Consider the following 16440-nt stretch of genomic DNA (forward strand, 5'->3'; position numbering starts at 1 on the left):
GCCGAGTCCAGAGACATGCGCAGTCCCTTAACGTGTTGGTGAGAGTTCACCCTGGGCTGCCCGGCGGCCACACCGCTGGGCTTGCAGGTGATCATACCAGGATCAGCAGCGTCAGCACATAGGGCAATGTGTTGAAGCCAGGCAGGTGTCCCCAGCTGATACCGATGGACTGCAACGCCGGGCCGATGGCGCCCATGCCGCCGAACAGCGCCGCTGCGCCAATGCAGCGCAGCGGGCTCCAGCGCGCAAAGATCATCAGCGCTACGGCAATCAGGCCCCGGCCGCTGGAGATGCCCTCGGGTTCCAGCTGCCGGGGTAAAATAGCGTGAGCGATGCACCGCCCAGCCCGGCAATGGCGCTGCCTGCTGCCGTGGCCGCGATGCGGATGCCCGACACCGAATAGCCAAGCGCTCGCGTGGCATTGGCTGGACCGCCTGCCATGCGCACCAGGAGGCCCATGCGCGTGCGCGCCCGGGCCCACCACAGTGCCCCCCGGCAATCACCAGCCCCACCGGCAACAGCAGCGTTGACCCGCAGCGCGTTGCGCAGGGAGGCGTTGTCGGCTCCAGTTGCTCAGGGCAATGGCCGGGATCCGCGGCGCCCGTGGCCGGATTTCAGCGGTCACCCAGACAGAACGCCAGGCCCGTGCCCAGCAGCACGAGCGCAATACCCGTGGGCCACGCTCGTTCACACGCGGCAGCGAGCGGAGCACGCCATGCGCAGCGTCGCGGCGAACTAGCCCGCGGCGGCGCTCATCAGCACGCCCCGTCCAGGCCGAGCCAGTTGAGGTACGCGCCGCCAAACGCCGCCGGCTGATAAAAATACCACGCCCTCCAGCCCCAGGTTGATGCGGCCGGATTTTTCGGTCAGGCATTCACTGCAGGCTGACGAACAGAAACGGAACGCCCACGCGCAAGTACCGCCCAGGATGCCTGCGAAGAAAGTCAGAAGTTAGTCATCTGCTGTCATGCGATCTGCGGCTGCTCCCCCCCCATCGACCGCCTGCGCACCGCTGGGCCCGCAGCCTTGCCACCGCCCGCAAGGCCTTCCAGTCCACATCCCGCAGCGCCTCGCTCGCCAGGATCAGCACAAACGCAATGCCCTGCAGCACCATGACCGATGCATCAGGCAGCCCCAGGCGGCGCTGCAACAGGCTGCCGGCCGCGCCAAAGCCTCCGAACAGGATGGCCACCGGGATCAACCCTTGAACAGCAGGAACCACACCTCCAGTGGGCTCACACCCGCAAACCACACGAACACGCCGAACAACAACAGCGCCGCCGCGATGGCGGCAACGGGCAGGGCGATGTCGGTGAGGGTGTCTTTCATGCTGGCTTCTTGGGGTGGTCATCCCCGCGAAGGCGGGGATCCAGGGCATCCGGCTTTGGGTACGGACGCGCTGGATTCCCGCCTCCGCGGGAATGACGGGGGGTTGTCAGATGGAGCCCACAACCCCTTCAACCAGGTAGTTCATCTTCTCCAGCTCCAGGTCCGTCTGCTTCAGCGTCTTGCCCGCTGCAATGATCGTGTTGCCCTTGTTGTCCTTCAGCGGACCCTTGAAGATGTCGAACGTGCCAGCGATCATCTTGCCCTTGATGTCGTCGGCGTTTTTCTTGGCCGCGTCGGTCACGGCCGGGCCGTAGGCGGACATCTTCACGTAGCCGTCTTTCAGGCCGCCGCGGATGAAGTTGGGGTGCGGCTTGCCGGCCTTGGCAGCCGTCAATGACGGTCTGGTACGCAGTCAGCCAGTTCCAATTCGGCGCCTGTCAGGTAGGCCTGCGGTGCCGGCTTGGCCCGGGACGCGTGGTAGCCGCAGACCATCTTGCCCCGCTTGGCGGCGGTCTCCACAACGACCTTGGGGACGTCCACGTGCATGGTGAACACGTCCACGCCCCGGTCGGCCAGGCTGTTGGTGGCTTCGGCCTCCTTCGCGGCCAGGGACCAGTCGCCGGTGAAGATCACGCTGCAGGTGTGGCGGGCTTGACCGAACGCGCGCCCATCAGAACGCACTGATGTCTTAACTTACAGGGATGGCGGACGCGACGTAGCAGATCTTGCCGCTCTTGCTCATGTGCCGGCGGCCACCACGCCGTTCGGTACTGGCATTCGTCGATGTAGCCAAAGTGACTGTCGTGTTCTTGGGGTGCCTGGCTTCGGTCCACATGCCGCAATGGGGAAAAGCGCACGTCGGGGTACCAGGCGGCCGCCAGCATGTGCGGGTCAAAGTAGCCGAACGACGTGGGGAACAATACGCTGGCGCCGTCCTGCCTAATCATGCACGGTCATGGTCTTTGCACGGCGGCGGTCCCCGGGCACATTTTCTTCTTCCACCACCTTGATGCCGGGCATCTTCTTCAGCTCGGCGGCAGCCCGGGAAGCCTGCGCCTGGTAGCCAAAGTCGTCGCGCGGGCGACGTAAATCACGCCCACGGTCAGCGGCTTTGCGCAAAGGCCAGCGGGCTGGCAAGCCACGGCGCCCAAAGCGGCCAGGTTTTGAGGAGTCACCGGTTGGTGTGTTGCGGTCCTCGGTCTTCTCCAGGGTTGAAAGGGGGTTAATAGCAGGATTCGTGCAAGGGGTTGGTGAAAGACGGTCAGGAAAGCGGTGGCGGCGCGTCCAGCAGGCTCACGTGCGCGCTCACCACACGCCAGCCCGCCGGTGTGCGCAGCCAGGTCTGGCTTTGGCGGCCGGTGCGCGCGGCGCCGGTGCGGCGGAACTCGGTGTTGGCGGTAGCAAAGTCGCGGCCGTAAGTGGTGATCACCATGTGCATGAGCTCACGCGCCAGGCCCTGCGATGAGCGGCCCGCGCGGAAAGCGCGGATGGCGTCGTAGCCGTACAGGTTTTCGGTGCCGCCGTAGCGCAGCGTGTGCGGGCTGTCCCAGAACAGCTCGTCCAGCACAGCCACGTCGTTGGTGACAAGCGCCTTTTCGCGGCGCGCCGAAGGCGGCTGTGACTTCAGCCACGATGTCAGGCAGGTTGATGTCCATCAGATGACCGCCGGTTTGAGGTGCGCCACGCCCATTTGCTGCAGCACTACTGGCGGGCGCGCAGCGCCAGGTCTGCGCCAGGGCGCGGCAATCACTTGCACGCCTATGGGCAAGCCGTCGGTGCCCGACGGCTGACATCGGCGCCGCCACCACGGGGGCAGCCGGCAAACGAGATGGGTTGCGCGTCAGCAGGCGGCGACGGGCGCAGGGCTGGCGCTGGCCGCTGATGTCCAGCCACCGGTGCCGATCACTGGCGGCGCCACGGGCGTGGCGGGTGCGATCAGCACGTCCCAGTGCTGGAACAGCGCGTTGACGCGGTCGCGGTACACGCGGCGAAAGCGCTGCGCGCGCAGGTACCAGGCGGCCGGCTGCAGCGCGCCCGAGATGAACCGGTCCACCGACAGTGGCTCGAAGTCATCTGCGCGCGTGCGCAAATCGTCCAGGTGCAACGCGCCGCCTTCGCTGGCGCTGGTGATGAAGGCCGCCGCGCGGGCCATGGCCGGGTCCGGCCACTCCACCATTTCGATCACGTCCAGCGCGCGCGCCGCCGTGCGGGCCACTTCACGTGCGGGTGGCGTGGCGTTGTCATGAAAGTAGCCGCCCAGAAGACCAATGCGAAGGCCGCCGACGCCCTGCACCAGCGACGGCATCACCGGCTCGATCTGCGTCGTGTGGCAGCCCGCATCCAGCGGGTCGGGCGACTGCAGCACATCGTAGGTGGCCGCCAGCCGTTCCACCGAATCCGCAAACGGGCCCAGATGGTCCACGCTGTGCACAAACGGATAGCTGCCGCGGCGCGACAGGCGCCCAAACGTGGGCTTGAGGCCCCACACACCGCACAGCGACGACGGCACACGGATGGATCCGTTGGTGTCTGAGCCCAGCGTGACGGGCACCTGGCCGGCGGCCACCGCCGCGCCCGAGCCGCCCGACGATCCGCCTGCAATGCGCGTCAGGTCGTGCGGGTTGTGGCAGGGGCCGTAATGGGTGTTCTCCGTTGTGAAGCCATAGGCGTATTCGTCCATGTTCAGCGAGCCGATCAGCACCGCACCAGCTGCTTTCATGCGCTGGACCAAAAAGGCGTCTGCGCTTGCCGCCGGATGGCCCCGGTTGACTTTGGAGCCTGCCAGCGTGACCTCTCCTTCGATGTCAAACAGGTTCTTGACCGCATAGGGCACACCGGCCAATGGGCCCAGCGCCTCGCCGCGCGCGCGGCGCGCGTCGATGTCAGCCGCTTCGGCGCGCGCCCGCGCATAGCTCTTGCCGGTGAAGGCATTCACTTGCCCATCGGTCGCCTCGATGCGGGCGATGCAGGCTTCCAGGGCTTCTGTGGCGTTCATGTGGGTGCGCGGTCCCGGGGGCAGGGGTTGAAAATGTCGGCCAGCTCGTCTTCGGGCGCCAGCGGCACGCGCTCCAGCAGCGCAGCCATGGCGGCGGTGCGCTCGAGGTGGCCCGCCACGGCGCGCGCGCGCGGCGTCCAGGGGCACGCCCAAAGCCGCAGCGCTGGCCTTCACGTAGGCGAGCGTTTCAACCTCGTTCACCGGCGTACCTCGCGCTGGAAAATCTCCAGGCTGAGTTTCTTGGTGGCGATGAAGCTGGGCTCGCTCAGCGTATCCACCGTGCGCGGCCGCGCGTCGTCATACGCCAGGATTTCCGCCACCTTGGTCGGCCGCTTGGTCAAGAGCAGCACCTGGTCGGCAAGGTACACAGCTTCTTCCAGGTCGTGCGACACCAGCAGCATGGTGGTGCCAGTTTTCACGAACACCTCCTGCAGCTTTTCGCGGATGAACAGCGTCATCTCGAAGTCCAGCGCAGAGAACGGTTCGTCCAGGAACAGCACCTCTGGGTTGTTGGCCAGCGCCCGCATGATGGACGCCGTCTGCTGCTGGCCGCCCGACAGCTCGTAGGGGTAGCGGTTGAGGTCGAACTTGACGTCAAACGACGCCACCAGCTCGGCCATGCGGCGGTCCACCTCGGCCTTGGACTTGCCTTCCAGCTTGAGCGGGTAGGCGATGTTGTCGATGGTGCGCATCCACGGGAACATGGCCTCGCGGTAGTTCTGGAACACGTAGCCGATCTTGGTGTCCTTCAGGCTCTTGCCGTCAAACAGGATCTCGCCGCTGTCGATGGGGATGAGCCCCGCGATCATGTTGATCAGCGTGCTCTTGCCGCAGCCGTTGGGGCCGAAGACCGAAACAATCTTGTGTTTCGGTATGTCCAGGTCGAAGTTTTCGTACAGCGGCCAACCCGCGAAGTACTTGGTCAGGCCACGGATGGTGATGTGCGTGCCGGCCGGGCCGGGCTTGAACTCCGGCACGGGGACGTCTGCATAGACCGGTGCATTCAATACGGTGCTCATCTTCCGCTCCAGTGAACAATCTTGCGTTCGGCGATGAGGAAAAGGATGTTCAGGGCATATCCCAAAGCACCGGCCGCCAGGATGGACGCGTACATGTCGCGCACATTCATGACCTGTTGCGAATTGATGATCCGGTTGCCCAGGCCGCTGTCAGCGCCAATGAACATCTCGGCCACGATCACGATCACCAGAGCCATGGACACGGCCGAGCGCAGCCCCACAAAGCTGGGTTGCAGGCTTTCCCAGACCAGAACGTCCTTGAAGATCTGCCAGCGCGTGGCACCCATCACCTTGGCTGCCATCACGCGCTGCTTGCGCGCGTTGATCACGCCGTAGGCACTGTTGAACACCACGATCAGGAACGCGCCAAACGCGGCAATCGCCACCTTGTTGACGTCTGACACGCCAAAGATCATGAGAAACAGCGGGATCAGCGCCGACGACGGCGTAGAGCGGAAGAAATCAATCAAAAACTCCACGCTGCGATAGGCCCGCTCGTTGCTGCCCAGCAGCACACCCAGCGGCATGCCCACGGCTGCGGCAATCAGAAACGCCTGCACCGTGCGCATGACCGTGACGCCAAAGTCTTTCAGAAGCGGGCCGCCCCACAGGCCGCTGATCAGCGTGCCCAGGGCGTCCATGGGCGGCGGCAGCAAGATGGCCTTGATGAAGCCGGTGCGCACCGCCAGGTCCCAGAGGATGAACAGCACGATGGGGCCGATGAAAGGCAGCAACCGTTCCCACTGCGGCGCGCGCGGCGGGGCGGCCGGTGCGTTGGCGGCCGGCGGTGTCCAGGGTTTGGGCGTGGCCGCCGCGGCGGGCGGCACCGGCGCACCGGGCATGGCGTCTGGGGTGGCGCGCATGGTTTTACCCCTTGTAGAGCATGCTGTCGACCATCAGCCGCTTGGTGAAAATGCCCTTCTCGCTGAACAGGTCGAAGAACTTCTGAAAGTGCGCCACGTCGGCCGGTGTGAACTCGTTGTACATGGTGTAGGCGGCCAGCGGCACCTCGCTGGTCAGCGGGCCTTCGATGGCGGTGTAACCCTTCATGTACTGGCGCGCTTCCACCGGCTTGGTTCGCACATAGTTCACGCCCTTGCCATAGGCCGCGATGAACTTCTTGGCCACGTCGGGGTTCTTCTGGATGAAAGCCGATGCCAGCGACGCCGATCCGCCGAACCACGGTGCCATGGGGTCGCCCAGCACGTACCTGGCGATCACGCCCGGCTCCAGCACACGGGTGGTGCCGTTCATGCGGCCGATGGTGCCGGTGGGCTCCAGCGTGTAAGCGGCGTCGATCTGCCCCGCGGCCAGCGCGGCCACATGCTGGCCGATGGGCAGTTCCACCACAGTGGCTCCGGTGGCGCCGCCGCGCTCCAGCACGGTCTTGGCCAACGTCACGTTCTGGATACCGGGGCCCGAGGCGACGCGCTTGCCCTTCAGGTCGGCCATGACCTTGGCGGGGCTGGCCACGGGCACGATCACTTCGTCCAGCACGTTCTTCACGTTGCTGGGGTTGGAACAGAAAATCTTGAAGGTACCCGGCGCGGCGATTTCGCCGATGGCGATGTTGGCCGAGCCCGTGCCGTTGGCGGTGCCGTCAGCGCGGCCTGACAGCACGGCTTCCATCACCTGTTGGGCGCCTGCAAATTTCAGCGGCTCCACGTCCAGGCCGGCTTCCTTGAAGTAGCCCAGCTCGATGGCTGAATAGAACGGCAGCCCGGCCGCAATGGGCCAGTAGCCGATGCGGATCTTGGGGCCGGCTTGTGCCCGCACGATGGCGGGTGCGCCCAGCAGGCCCAGGGCTGCGGAGGCGACGCCGGCCTTGATCAGGGTACGGCGGTTGGCTTGACGGTGTTGGCTCATGGAATGCTCCTGCTGGGTTGGATGAATGAAGGGGTTGAAGATCAGGCGGCAGCCTTCAGCGATGCGATGTACGCGCGCCAGCCGCCCAGGTGGGTGATGTCCTGCGCACCCTGCGTTGCCAGGGCTTCGCACACAAAGCCCTGCACGCTGGTACCGTCGGTCAATGTGAGCGTGCCGATGCCCAGCGGCGCCGGAATCAGCGCGACAAAGCTGCCGTAATGCGCCACGGGTATTTCCCAGATTTCCAGCGCAATGGCACCCCCCGTGCCGTCGGCCACGCGCAGCAAGCCGGGCTTGGGCGGCGTGGTGCCGGGCAGTGCGAAAAAGCGGTAGTGCGGTGCGGTGCTGGCGGTACCGACCAGGCAAGCGCCACGCTCAGTCAGTTGGCTGTTCAGCGGCATGCCCGACAAATGCGCACCCACCACGGCCAGCTTGACCATGGCTTGCGCCTGCAGGCCGGGGATGGCGATGGGCGGGGGCAGCGGCTGCCCCGTGGCGCCCTGCGTCAACCCCGTGCTGTGGTGAAAGCGCTGGCCCAGCTCGGCCAGCTGCCAGTCGCTGGCGCAGGGGCCGATGAGCGTGATGCCAAACGGCAGGCCGTCCGGCGCGGATACTGCTGGGCACCGACAGCGCGGCGTAGTCCAGCAGGTTCACAAAATTGGTGTACGCGCCCAGGTTGCGGTTAAGCGCCACCGGATCGGCCTGCATCGCGGCGATGGTGTAGTGCGTGGGGCCGTGGGCACCAGCAGCACGTCAATGTCGCCCCACATGGCGGCAGCGCGCTGGCCCAAAGCGCGCAACTGCACCTGCGCATCCACCAGGTCGGCCGCGCTGTAGGCGCGGCCGCTGGCGATGATGCCGCGCACCGGCTCCATCACATCGGCTTCATGCGCATCGAAGAAGGGACGGATGGCCGCATAACGCTCGGCCACCAGGGCGCTTTCATAAAGCAGCGCGGCGGCCTGCGCCAGCGGTGTGAAGTCCACCGCCACCGGTGTGCCGCCCAGTGCACGCAGCCGCGTGACGGCCTGGCCGAATGCAGCTTCGGCGGCGGCATCCCCAAAAAAGGGCAGCTCGGTCGGCACACCAAAGCGAAAGGCGGCAGGCAGCGGTGCACCGGCCATGTGCAGCTTGCGCGAGAACGGATCCAGCGCGTCATGCCCCATGGCTGCGTGCAACACCTGCGCGGCAAGGCCCACCGTGCGAGCAAAGATGGACACACAGTCCACGCTCTGCGCTGCAGGCACCACGCCACGTGCGCTGATCAGCCCCTTGCTGGGCTTCAAGCCCACGATGTTGTTCAGCCCCGCAGGCACCCTGCCCGAACCGGCGGTGTCGGTGCCCAGTGAAAAGTCCACCTCGCCTGAGGCCACCACATGGGCGGAGCCCGAACTGGAGCCGCCTGACACATAGGCAGCGTTGAAAGCATTGGGCACCGCGCCATACGGCGAGCGCGTGCCGTTCAGCCCGCAGGCAAACTGGTCCAGATTGGTTTTGCCGACCAGCGATGCACCAGCATTGAGCAGCCTGGCCACCACCGTGGCGTGCGCGGTGGGGTCATAGGCAAAGGGCGCGCAGGCGGCCGTGGTGGGCAGCCCGGCGGCGTCGATGTTGTCCTTGGCCGCAAAGCGCAGGCCGGCCAGCGGCCCCCTGTCAGTTAGAGCAAGCGGCGTGTCGAATCGGGAAATCCAGGCCTGCGGCGCACTGGCCGGCGCAGCGCCCACGGGGGCGGCGGCAGCAGTTTCAGCAGGAAGGACGGTGTGCACCATATCTGAGCATCCAATCTTGTATCCAAGATGAGATGCAAAGACTGTGCCACCTTGTGCCGCCCTCTACGGCTCACGTTATGAGCCGCATTTTTCGAAATACGACTCATGGCTGGCCGCCAGCTTGTCCGTCAGCCGCCCAGTTCCGCCTGACCCGCCAGCGGCACACCCGGTGGCGCCACATAGTCCGCCACGACCCATGCCCGCTCTGGATGGCCCGCAGCCTCTTGCAGCTGCTCGGTGATGACGCCCATGGACGCCTTGTCCAGCGCGGCAAACGGCTGGTCCAGCAATGTCAGCGCGGCGCCTGACGCAAAGGCCGCCGCCAGCCAGACCTTTCGCCGCGAGCCGGTGGACAGCATGTCCAGCCGCTTGGCCATGTGCTGCGCGAGGTCCAGCTCATGCACCAGATCGTCCAGCACAGCCCGGTCCAGCGCCGGGTGCTGCTGCGCCACGCGGTCAAAGCACTGGCCGGGTGTCAAGGCGTCGCAGCCGTCTGCGCGGGGGTTGACCCAGAACACAGTGCCGCTCGTGCGCAGGGTGCCTGCCTGCGGCTGGAGTTCGCCGGCCATCAGGCGCAGCAGCGTGGTCTTGCCAGTGCCCTCGTCGCCACCCAGCCAGGTGACGCCGGAAGGCACGGTGAATGACAGGCCGCTGAACAACGGTGGCTGGCCGGGCCAGGCAAAGCTGAGGTCTTGAATTTGCATCGGAAACTTCCTGCACTGCCGCGCATCAGAACGCTGAACAATACCCGCTTGCAACCCTTGAAAGCTCCCAACCATGAAGTGCCCGACCTGTGATGGTGTGAACCTGGTGATGTCCGAGCGCAGCGGCATCGAGATTGACTACTGCCCGCAATGCCGCGGTGTCTGGCTGGACCGCGGCGAGCTGGACAAGATCATCGAGCGGGCCGCGCCTGCCGCCGCTCAGCAACCTGCGCCGCAAGCGGCACCTGTGCAGCAACCCCAACAGGCTTACCGCCAGCCACCCCCGCCCCACTACGACGAGCGCGGCTACTACCGCAAGAAAAAGCGCGAAGGCTTTCTGGGCGAGCTGTTCGACTTCGATTGAGCTTCAGGCGTCCTGGGTCAGCGCGTTCCAGCGTGCATGACCCAGCCCGTTGCGCAGGGCCACGGCGCCTTTGGGCGTAACCTCCAGCGCGCGCGAATCCTTGCGCCGCACGAGCCAGCCGCTGTCCAGGCACTGGCTGCAGATCAGCGCGCCCAGGCGGCCGGCCACATGGGCGCGCCGCTCGCTCCAGTCCAGGCAAGGGCGGCAATGCGCTCGCTTGCCTTCGGCGCCCGGCAATGCGGCTGCGTTCACACCCAGTCCTTTCAAGAGCGCTGCGCGGCCAGTTGGGTGATGCCCTCCAGCACGCGGGCGACCTCGGGCGACGCGAGGCGGTGGTAACGGTGGCGACCCTGGCGCTCCATGGCCAACAGGCCGGCTTCTATCAACAAGGCCAGGTGCCGGCTGGCCGTGGCCGCGCCGATGTTGCCCACAGCGGCCAGCTCATGGGCCGTCAGCGCGCGGCCGTCCATCAACGCCAGCAGCATGGCGGTGCGCGCCGGCTCGCCGACAAGGGACGCGACGTGGGCAATCTGGTTGGTGTTCGCGAGCGTGACGGTACAGCCGTGGGCGCGGCCCATGCTTCGTTCTGGAGCAAAGCATTCTGGCACTCCGGCGGCTCAAGATGGGCGCACTTTGCAAGGAGAACCCCATGACACACACTATGACGGTCACCTGCTTCATCCGCTACCAGATCGATCCGTTCCAGCGCGACGCGTTCAAAACCTATGCCGAAAACTGGGGGCGCATCATCCCGCGTTGCGGGGGGCACCTGCTGGGTTACTTTTTGCCGCATGAAGGCACAAACGACGTGGCCTGGGGCCTGATCAGCTTTGACAGCCTGGCTGCATATGAGGCCTACCGGGCGAGGCTGAAGACCGATGCCCAGGGGCGCGAGAATTTCCTGATGGCGCAACGCCTGCGCTTCATCCTGCGTGAAGAGCGCACGTTCTGCGAGCTGGTGAACGGCACGTTCAATGGATTGCCCACTACCCCCTAGTCAGCGCCCAGCGATTCGCGCGGCGTGCATGGATAGCGTCTAGAATATCCATTCATTTATCTATTCACAAATCCATTCAAAATCCGCCATGAATGCCGACCTGGACCTATTGCGCTTGCGCCTGGCTGGCGGGCCGCAACCCGCGCGGGCCCTGATGGAAGCGCTGGGCCTGAGCCAGCCCACGCTGTCGCGCCGGCTGGCCGCCTTGGGGCCCCAGGTGGTGCGCCTGGGTGCGGCGCGATCCATTCAGTATGCGCTGCGTGACACGCTGCGCGGTCTGCCTGATATACCGGTTTATCGTGTAGACACCGCCGGCCAGTTAAGCCGCCTGGGCCTGCTGGTGCCGGTACGGTCCGATGGTTTTGTGATGCATGCTGAAGCAGGCGACACCCTGTACAGCCCCGGCCTGCCCTGGTGGCTGCTGGACATGCGGCCCCAGGGCTACCTGGGCCGGGCCTATGTGGCGCGCCACGGCGCGGCGCTGGGGCTGCCCGCGCGCCTGGGCGACTGGTCTGACACCCACGCATTGCAGGCGCTGCTGGTCCATGGGCACGACGCCGTGGGCAACCTGCTGCTGGGTGACACGGCGCGCGGCCAGTTCCTGGCCATGGCGGCTGGCGCACCCATCCCCATGGCCGGCAAGCCCGCCACCTATGCCCGCCTGGCGCGTGAAGCAGCGCGGGGCGAGTCGCCCGGCTCATCCGCCGGCGGCGAGCAACCCAAGTTCAGCGCCTGGGCCGCCACAGCGGATGGCCCGCGCCATGTGCTCGTGAAATTCAGCGAGGCCGAGCCCGGGCCCGTGTCACAGCGCTGGCGCGACCTGCTGCTGGCCGAGCACCTGGCACTGCAAACGCTGGCCGAAGCCGGCGTGAGCGCCACCCGCACCGGCGTGCTGGACGCTGGCGCGCAACGCTTTCTGGAGGTGCAGCGGTTTGACCGCGAGGGCCCGCTGGGCCGCCGGGGCATCGTGTCGCTGGCGGCCATGGACGCCGAGTTCGTTGGCGCCGGGCCCGTGCCCTGGCCGGTGGTGGTGCAGCGCCTGGCCGATGCCGGCCATGTGCGCTTCGACGCTGTGCAGGGCGCTGCGCTGCTGTGGGCCTTTGGCACGCTGACAGGCAACACCGACATGCATGGCGGCAACCTGTCGTTCATGACGGAGCAAGGCAGCCCCTGGGCGCTGGCGCCGGCCTATGACATGAGCCCCATGGGCTTTGCCCCGCGGTCAGGCGGCGGCCTGCCCGACACACTGAGCCCGGCGAACCTGCACCCGGCCATCGCCCATGGCACCTGGCGGCAAGCCGATGCGCTGGCGGCACGCTTTCTGGCACGGGCACAGGCCGAGCGCGGCTTCAGCCGGCGCTTTGCGCCCGGTCTGCAGCGCTGGCGCGGCACCAGACGGCTGCGCGCGACACATTGGCGCGGCTGGGTTGATTCAGAACTGGGCGCGCACCCAGGCCGTCAGGCGCGCCAGATCCATCGCCCCGCTGTGCCTTGCCACTTCACGCCCGCCCTTGAACAGTGCCAGGGTGGGGATGCTGCGGATGTTGTAGCGCACGGCCAGCGCCTGCTGCGCGTCGGTGTCAACCTTGGCCACGCGCATCTGCGGCTCCAGCACGGCGGCCGCGCGCGCATAGGCCGGCGCCATCATGCGGCAGGGCCCGCACCAGGGTGCCCAGAAGTCCACGAGCAGCGGCGTGTCTGCGCGCAGGTGGCGGTCAAATGACGCCTCATCCAGCTCAACCGGCTGGCCGCCAAACAGCAGCGTGGCGCACTTGCCGCAATGGGCGTTGGGCCGGTCGGCATCCGCCACCCGGTTCAAGGTGTGGCATTGCGGGCAGGCGACGGTCTGCACGGGTTGTACAGGGGTGCCGATCATGGTGCGCTCCTGCGCGCAGCCAGCACGGGCCAGGTGAATGCCAGCACAGCGCCACCCGCAGCCGCGGCAATGGCGGCCACATTCGCCCAGTCCACCCAGTAGTCCAGCTGGGACAGCGACGACAGCGTCAGCCCGGGAAGGGCCACGAACGCCGCCACCGCCGCCGCGCCGGCCAGCGCAGCGGCCACCGGCAGCGTGGCGCGCCAGCGGGCGCCGCGCTGTCGCAGGCTGCGGGCCAGCAGCGCGGCCCACAGCAGCGCGGCCGCCGCCAGCCAGGGCCAGATGCCCAGCGCGATCTCCCAGACGATATTCAGCACCAGCCAGATTTCATACATGTCAGGTTCCTCCGTTCACACGCGGCCCTTGAGCACCGCCTGGTAGGCGGGCTTGAGCATGCGGTATTTCATGAGCCAGGCAAAGTAGCTGTCCTGCAGCGGCTGCACCATGGGCAGGCTGGGCGTGAGCCGGCCTTCGTAGTCAAACTCGATAAGCATGGCCGAGCCTTCGCGCGTGATCAGCGGGCAGGACGTGTAGCCGTCAAACTGCCCGGGCAGGGCCTGGCCCGCGATCAGCGCGACCAGGTTGCCCGCCACGATGGGCGCGCTTTTCTTGATGGTGGCCGCAGTCTTGCCGCGCGGTGTGCCGTTGATGTCGCCAATGCCGAACACATTGGGAAAGCGCCGGTGCTGCAGCGTGGCCTTGTCCACTTCCAGCCAGCCCCCGGCGGCAAACGGGCCGTCCTTCCAGGCCAGATCGCTGTTCTTCACCGCGTCGGGTGCGCGCATGGGCGGCACCACATGCAGGAAGTCATACGGCTTTTCAATCCGCTCGCCCTCGGGCGTGACAAAGGTGGCCCGGCGCGCGCCGATGTCCACGGCCGCCAGCTTGTGGGTGAACTCCACCGCGATGCCCAGGTCCTGCCAGCGCTGCAGCACGTTGGCATTGACCACCGGCACGCCAAAAACATTGCCCAGGGCCGACATGAACTGCACCTTGCTGCGTGCCAGCGTGCCGGCCTGCTGCAGGCGGTCGCGCAACATGAAGGTCATCTTCAGCGGCGCGCCCGCGCATTTGAGCGGCGTGGCCGGCAGCGTCATGACGGCGTTGCCGCCCGCGCGGCAAACTCGCTCATGACCTTCCAGGTGGCCTGCGCGGCCTGCGGCCCGGGGTAGACGCTGGCCAGGCCCGGCGCGCGGGCCGTGCCGATGGCCGACACGTCCATGCCCTGGATCTTGCGCGAAGTCCAGGTGCACGCCGGTGGCGACCACCAGGTAGTCGTAGCGGATGCGTTGGCCGAGCGTGGTGACCACGGTGTTGGCCGCCGGTTCAAAGCCGCTCACGCTGTCCTTGATCCATTCAATGCCCGGCGGCATGAAGTCGGCGTTGCGGTCGCGCACCTTGTCCACCGGCCACACACCCGTGGCCACCAGGGTGTAGCCGGGCTGGTAGTTGTGCTCCTCCTTGCTGTCCACGATGATGATCTTCGCGCCGTCCAGCGCGCGGGCCAGGCGGTTGGCCACGGCGATGCCGCCCAGGCCGGCGCCGGCAATGACAATGCGCGCGCCCGTGCGCACGCTTGCCTGCACCGGCGCGGATGCGCCCGCCACACAGCTCAGCGCGGCCACGCCCAGCAGCGTGCGGCGACCCGGTGAATGTTTCATGTCAATGTCTCCAGGAAAAGTTCAGGGACTTTGCGGCGCAACGACCGGCCAGCCGCGGCGCGCCCCCTCCGACATGCCGCCATGGACGTAGCGCACATGCCCGTAGCCGTGCTGGCGCAGGGCGCGCAAGGTGGCCGAAGAGCGGTTTTGCGTGTTGCAGATGAGCAGCACGGGCCGCCCGGTGTCCAGCGGGATTTCCGCCAGCCGCCGGCAGCTGTGACATGGGCAGCAGCCGCGCACCGGCGGCGACGCCGCGCGCATGCTCGTCAGGCTCGCGGATGTCAATCAGGATCACACGGCCCGCTTCATGGGCGGCGCGCGCTTCGTCCAGGCTCACGGCGTCGGCGCCGTGCAGGCCCTGGGCAAGGGCGGCGAAGGGGGCGGCGCCCAGCAACAACGCGAGGCAGGCCGCGCGGCGCTGGCGGGACGGGCTTGGCAGGGCGGGCGCGTTCATGGTGCCAGCAGGCGGTCCACCGCCGCGAGTTGCGCCTCGTCCAGCGCGCCGGCCAGCGCGTGCAGCGCCAGCGTGCCCAGCAACCAGTCCACGCGGGCCTGCAGCAGCGACAGCTGCGCGCTGTCGGCGGCTTTTCGGCGCGCAGCAGGTCCAGCGTGGTGCGGTCGCCCACCTGGCGGCCCAGGCGCGTGGCGTCCAGGCGGGCCAGGGCGGCCGTGCGCGCATCACCGAGCGCGGCCAGGCGCGCGGCTGCGGACTGCTGGGCCTGCCAGGCCGCGCGGGTGCGCTGGGCCAGTTGCACCCGGGCCAGCGACAGCGCGGCAAGCGCACGGTCGTGCATGCGCGCGGCTTCGGTTTCGCGCGCCTGGTGCATGCCGCCGGTGTACAGCGGCAGCTGCAGGCTGATGCCAATCATCTGCTGGCGCTGCACATTGCCGGCCGCGCCATGGTCACCGCCGCCGTTCAGGCGGTCCTGCTGGGCCTGGGCCACCAGGTCCAGCGTGGGCGCGCCGGCAGCGGCCTGTTTGCGCACCTCCTGCGCGGCCATGTCGGCCTGCGTTTGCTGCAGCCGCAAGGCGGGGTTGTCGCGACCGGCGCGCGCCAGCCAGTCCTGCAACGTACCCTGCACCGGGGCCGGATCCGTATGCGGCGACCGGGGCGACAGCGTGGCGGCGTCCGCGCCGGTGCTGTCGGCCAGCACCAGGCGCGCCTGTTCCAGCTCATGGCGCAGCGCCGTCACCCGCGCGGCCAGCGCACGCTCGTGCGCCGTGGCTTCGTGGGTGTCGGTGATGGGCGCGTCGCCCAGCGCGAAGCGCTCGCGCACCTCGGCCAGCGCGCGCTGCACTGCCGTATGCTGGCGCTGCGCCAGGTCCAGGCGCTGCGCGGCCAGCATCAGGTCAAAGTAGCGCTGGCCCAGCTGCAGCATCCAGTCCTGGCGCGCGGCCTGCCATTCCAGCTGCGCGGCGTCGCCCGACAGCTCCAGCTGGCGCTGCTGCGCCGCGCGCTCGGGGTTGAGCAGCGGCTGGCGGGCCAGCAGGCTCAGCCGGGTGGCCGCGCCACCGTGCTGCGATGTGCTGAACGACACGCCCCCAGACTGGCCAAAGCCAGGCGCGGCGAACTGGGCACCGCGCACATCGCTCACGGCGTTGCCCACGCCGGCCGTCACGCCCAGGCCCACGCTGGGCCGCCACAGCGCCGCGGCCTGTTCGCGCCGGGCGGCGCCCGCATCGCGGGTGGCGTCCAGCACCTGACCCTGGGGGTCGTGGCGGCTGGCCGCCTGCCAGGCCTCCAGCAGGCCGGTGGCATGGGCTGCCCCCGCGGCCAGCGCCAGCGCCGCCGCCGCAAGGGCGTGAAGCGTGGAGCGGGCAACGGTGGTGGGTTTCAGGGTCGCGGCTCGCATGACGGGT

General features: G+C 67.7%; 19 protein-coding genes and 5 pseudogenes. 3 read left to right on the plus strand and 21 right to left on the minus strand.

The features are described from left to right. Nucleotides 1-91: 91 nt before the first annotated feature. The 15 genes and pseudogenes from IPG65_RS03700 to IPG65_RS03770 form a co-directional block, all read right to left on the minus strand. Nucleotides 92-256, minus strand: a complete 165-nt coding sequence (locus IPG65_RS03700; RefSeq protein ID WP_293187953.1) for a hypothetical protein — start codon at nt 254-256, stop codon at nt 92-94. 14 nt (nt 257-270) lie between these two features. Further along, a complete protein-coding gene (locus IPG65_RS03705) occupies nt 271-459 on the minus strand; it encodes a hypothetical protein (protein ID WP_366932119.1) in 189 nt (62 codons plus the stop codon). 496 nt (nt 460-955) lie between these two features. Beyond that, nucleotides 956-1201: pseudogene (locus tag IPG65_RS03710) on the minus strand (hypothetical protein); the annotation flags it as partial. Further along, nucleotides 1198-1329: a hypothetical protein gene (locus IPG65_RS03715; protein ID WP_293187954.1), complete on the minus strand. Its 132-nt coding sequence runs from the start codon at nt 1327-1329 to the stop codon at nt 1198-1200. The pseudogene IPG65_RS03710 and the gene IPG65_RS03715, both read right to left, overlap by 4 nt. A gap of 106 nt (nt 1330-1435) precedes the next feature. Beyond that, the gene (locus IPG65_RS03720; protein ID WP_293187955.1) at nt 1436-1723 is read right to left on the minus strand and encodes a hypothetical protein; all 288 of its coding nucleotides are present in this window, start codon (nt 1721-1723) and stop codon (nt 1436-1438) included. After that, nucleotides 1720-2010, minus strand: coding sequence for a hypothetical protein (locus IPG65_RS03725; RefSeq protein WP_293187956.1), 291 nt, complete (start codon nt 2008-2010; stop codon nt 1720-1722). The genes IPG65_RS03720 and IPG65_RS03725 overlap by 4 nt, the downstream gene beginning before the upstream one ends. Nucleotides 2011-2268: 258 nt before the next feature. Next, nucleotides 2269-2466 (minus strand): hypothetical protein, encoded by a 198-nt coding sequence (locus tag IPG65_RS03730; RefSeq protein ID WP_293187957.1) that lies wholly within the window; start codon nt 2464-2466, stop codon nt 2269-2271. Nucleotides 2467-2590: 124 nt separating this feature from the next. Beyond that, nucleotides 2591-2984 (minus strand): annotated as a pseudogene (gene hpxZ / locus IPG65_RS03735) (oxalurate catabolism protein HpxZ). Nucleotides 2985-3169: 185 nt separating this feature from the next. After that, nucleotides 3170-4324 (minus strand): AtzE family amidohydrolase, encoded by a 1155-nt coding sequence (locus IPG65_RS03740; protein ID WP_293187958.1) that lies wholly within the window; start codon nt 4322-4324, stop codon nt 3170-3172. Beyond that, nucleotides 4321-4443 (minus strand): AtzG-like protein, encoded by a 123-nt coding sequence (locus IPG65_RS03745; RefSeq protein ID WP_293187959.1) that lies wholly within the window; start codon nt 4441-4443, stop codon nt 4321-4323. Before IPG65_RS03745 ends, IPG65_RS03740 begins: the two co-directional genes overlap by 4 nt. 78 nt (nt 4444-4521) lie before the next feature. Then, entirely contained in the window at nt 4522-5343 is an 822-nt protein-coding gene (locus tag IPG65_RS03750; protein WP_293187960.1) for an ABC transporter ATP-binding protein, read from the minus strand. After that, a complete protein-coding gene (locus IPG65_RS03755) occupies nt 5340-6185 on the minus strand; it encodes an ABC transporter permease (RefSeq protein ID WP_293189922.1) in 846 nt (281 codons plus the stop codon). The genes IPG65_RS03750 and IPG65_RS03755 overlap by 4 nt, the downstream gene beginning before the upstream one ends. 25 nt (nt 6186-6210) lie before the next feature. After that, nucleotides 6211-7209 (minus strand): ABC transporter substrate-binding protein, encoded by a 999-nt coding sequence (locus tag IPG65_RS03760; RefSeq protein ID WP_293187961.1) that lies wholly within the window; start codon nt 7207-7209, stop codon nt 6211-6213. Nucleotides 7210-7250: 41 nt separating this feature from the next. After that, nucleotides 7251-8978 (minus strand): annotated as a pseudogene (atzF, locus tag IPG65_RS03765) (allophanate hydrolase). 128 nt (nt 8979-9106) lie between these two features. Continuing rightward, on the minus strand, nt 9107-9682 hold the full coding sequence (locus IPG65_RS03770) for an ATP-binding cassette domain-containing protein (protein WP_293187962.1): 576 nt from the start codon (nt 9680-9682) through the stop codon (nt 9107-9109). A 73-nt stretch (nt 9683-9755) separates the two neighbouring features. Between IPG65_RS03770 and IPG65_RS03775 the strand changes: the two genes are divergently transcribed. Beyond that, complete coding sequence (locus IPG65_RS03775) at nt 9756-10046, plus strand: zf-TFIIB domain-containing protein (protein WP_293187963.1); 291 nt, start codon at nt 9756-9758, stop codon at nt 10044-10046. Between the two features lie 3 nt (nt 10047-10049). Here IPG65_RS03775 and IPG65_RS03780 read toward each other — a convergent pair. Further along, a pseudogene (locus IPG65_RS03780) lies at nt 10050-10624 on the minus strand (helix-turn-helix transcriptional regulator). A gap of 83 nt (nt 10625-10707) precedes the next feature. On the opposite strand from IPG65_RS03780, the gene IPG65_RS03785 reads away from it, so the two are divergent. Continuing rightward, a complete protein-coding gene (locus IPG65_RS03785; protein ID WP_293189924.1) occupies nt 10708-11043 on the plus strand; it encodes an NIPSNAP family protein in 336 nt (111 codons plus the stop codon). Between the two features lie 88 nt (nt 11044-11131). Then, nucleotides 11132-12418: pseudogene (gene yjjJ, locus IPG65_RS03790) on the plus strand (type II toxin-antitoxin system HipA family toxin YjjJ); the annotation flags it as partial. A 57-nt stretch (nt 12419-12475) separates the two neighbouring features. Here yjjJ and trxC read toward each other — a convergent pair. From trxC to IPG65_RS03815, 5 genes are read right to left on the minus strand one after another with little or no spacing between them, the layout of a single operon-like run. Next, nucleotides 12476-12919, minus strand: coding sequence for a thioredoxin TrxC (trxC, locus tag IPG65_RS03795; protein WP_293187964.1), 444 nt, complete (start codon nt 12917-12919; stop codon nt 12476-12478). Continuing rightward, nucleotides 12916-13254, minus strand: a complete 339-nt coding sequence (locus IPG65_RS03800) for a hypothetical protein (protein WP_293187965.1) — start codon at nt 13252-13254, stop codon at nt 12916-12918. Before IPG65_RS03800 ends, trxC begins: the two co-directional genes overlap by 4 nt. A gap of 15 nt (nt 13255-13269) precedes the next feature. Next, a complete protein-coding gene (locus IPG65_RS03805) occupies nt 13270-14580 on the minus strand; it encodes an FAD/NAD(P)-binding oxidoreductase (protein ID WP_293187966.1) in 1311 nt (436 codons plus the stop codon). 21 nt (nt 14581-14601) lie between these two features. After that, nucleotides 14602-14841 (minus strand): rhodanese-like domain-containing protein, encoded by a 240-nt coding sequence (locus IPG65_RS03810; protein WP_293187967.1) that lies wholly within the window; start codon nt 14839-14841, stop codon nt 14602-14604. A gap of 44 nt (nt 14842-14885) precedes the next feature. Beyond that, on the minus strand, nt 14886-16433 hold the full coding sequence (locus IPG65_RS03815; protein WP_293187968.1) for a TolC family protein: 1548 nt from the start codon (nt 16431-16433) through the stop codon (nt 14886-14888). Between the last annotated feature and the right edge of the window lie 7 nt (nt 16434-16440).

The organism is Ottowia sp., assembly GCF_016703145.1.
Taxonomy (GTDB): Bacteria; Pseudomonadota; Gammaproteobacteria; order Burkholderiales; family Burkholderiaceae_C; genus Ottowia.

Excerpts from the sequence above, each read along its gene's own strand:
- IPG65_RS03700 (WP_293187953.1), bottom strand. The coding sequence starts at position 256 with ATGATCTTTGCGCGCTGGAGCCCGCTGCGCTGCATTGGCGCAGCGGCG.
- IPG65_RS03705 (WP_366932119.1), bottom strand. The coding sequence starts at position 459 with ATGGGCCTCCTGGTGCGCATGGCAGGCGGTCCAGCCAATGCCACGCGA.
- IPG65_RS03715 (WP_293187954.1), bottom strand. The coding sequence starts at position 1,329 with ATGAAAGACACCCTCACCGACATCGCCCTGCCCGTTGCCGCCATCGCG.
- IPG65_RS03740 (WP_293187958.1), bottom strand. The coding sequence starts at position 4,324 with ATGAACGCCACAGAAGCCCTGGAAGCCTGCATCGCCCGCATCGAGGCG.
- IPG65_RS03750 (WP_293187960.1), bottom strand. The coding sequence starts at position 5,343 with ATGAGCACCGTATTGAATGCACCGGTCTATGCAGACGTCCCCGTGCCG.
- IPG65_RS03755 (WP_293189922.1), bottom strand. The coding sequence starts at position 6,185 with ATGCCCGGTGCGCCGGTGCCGCCCGCCGCGGCGGCCACGCCCAAACCC.
- IPG65_RS03760 (WP_293187961.1), bottom strand. The coding sequence starts at position 7,209 with ATGAGCCAACACCGTCAAGCCAACCGCCGTACCCTGATCAAGGCCGGC.
- IPG65_RS03770 (WP_293187962.1), bottom strand. The coding sequence starts at position 9,682 with ATGCAAATTCAAGACCTCAGCTTTGCCTGGCCCGGCCAGCCACCGTTG.
- IPG65_RS03775 (WP_293187963.1), top strand. The coding sequence starts at position 9,756 with ATGAAGTGCCCGACCTGTGATGGTGTGAACCTGGTGATGTCCGAGCGC.
- IPG65_RS03785 (WP_293189924.1), top strand. The coding sequence starts at position 10,708 with ATGACGGTCACCTGCTTCATCCGCTACCAGATCGATCCGTTCCAGCGC.
- trxC (WP_293187964.1), bottom strand. The coding sequence starts at position 12,919 with ATGATCGGCACCCCTGTACAACCCGTGCAGACCGTCGCCTGCCCGCAA.
- IPG65_RS03800 (WP_293187965.1), bottom strand. The coding sequence starts at position 13,254 with ATGTATGAAATCTGGCTGGTGCTGAATATCGTCTGGGAGATCGCGCTG.
- IPG65_RS03805 (WP_293187966.1), bottom strand. The coding sequence starts at position 14,580 with ATGAAACATTCACCGGGTCGCCGCACGCTGCTGGGCGTGGCCGCGCTG.
- IPG65_RS03810 (WP_293187967.1), bottom strand. The coding sequence starts at position 14,841 with ATGCGCGCGGCGTCGCCGCCGGTGCGCGGCTGCTGCCCATGTCACAGC.
- IPG65_RS03815 (WP_293187968.1), bottom strand. The coding sequence starts at position 16,433 with ATGCGAGCCGCGACCCTGAAACCCACCACCGTTGCCCGCTCCACGCTT.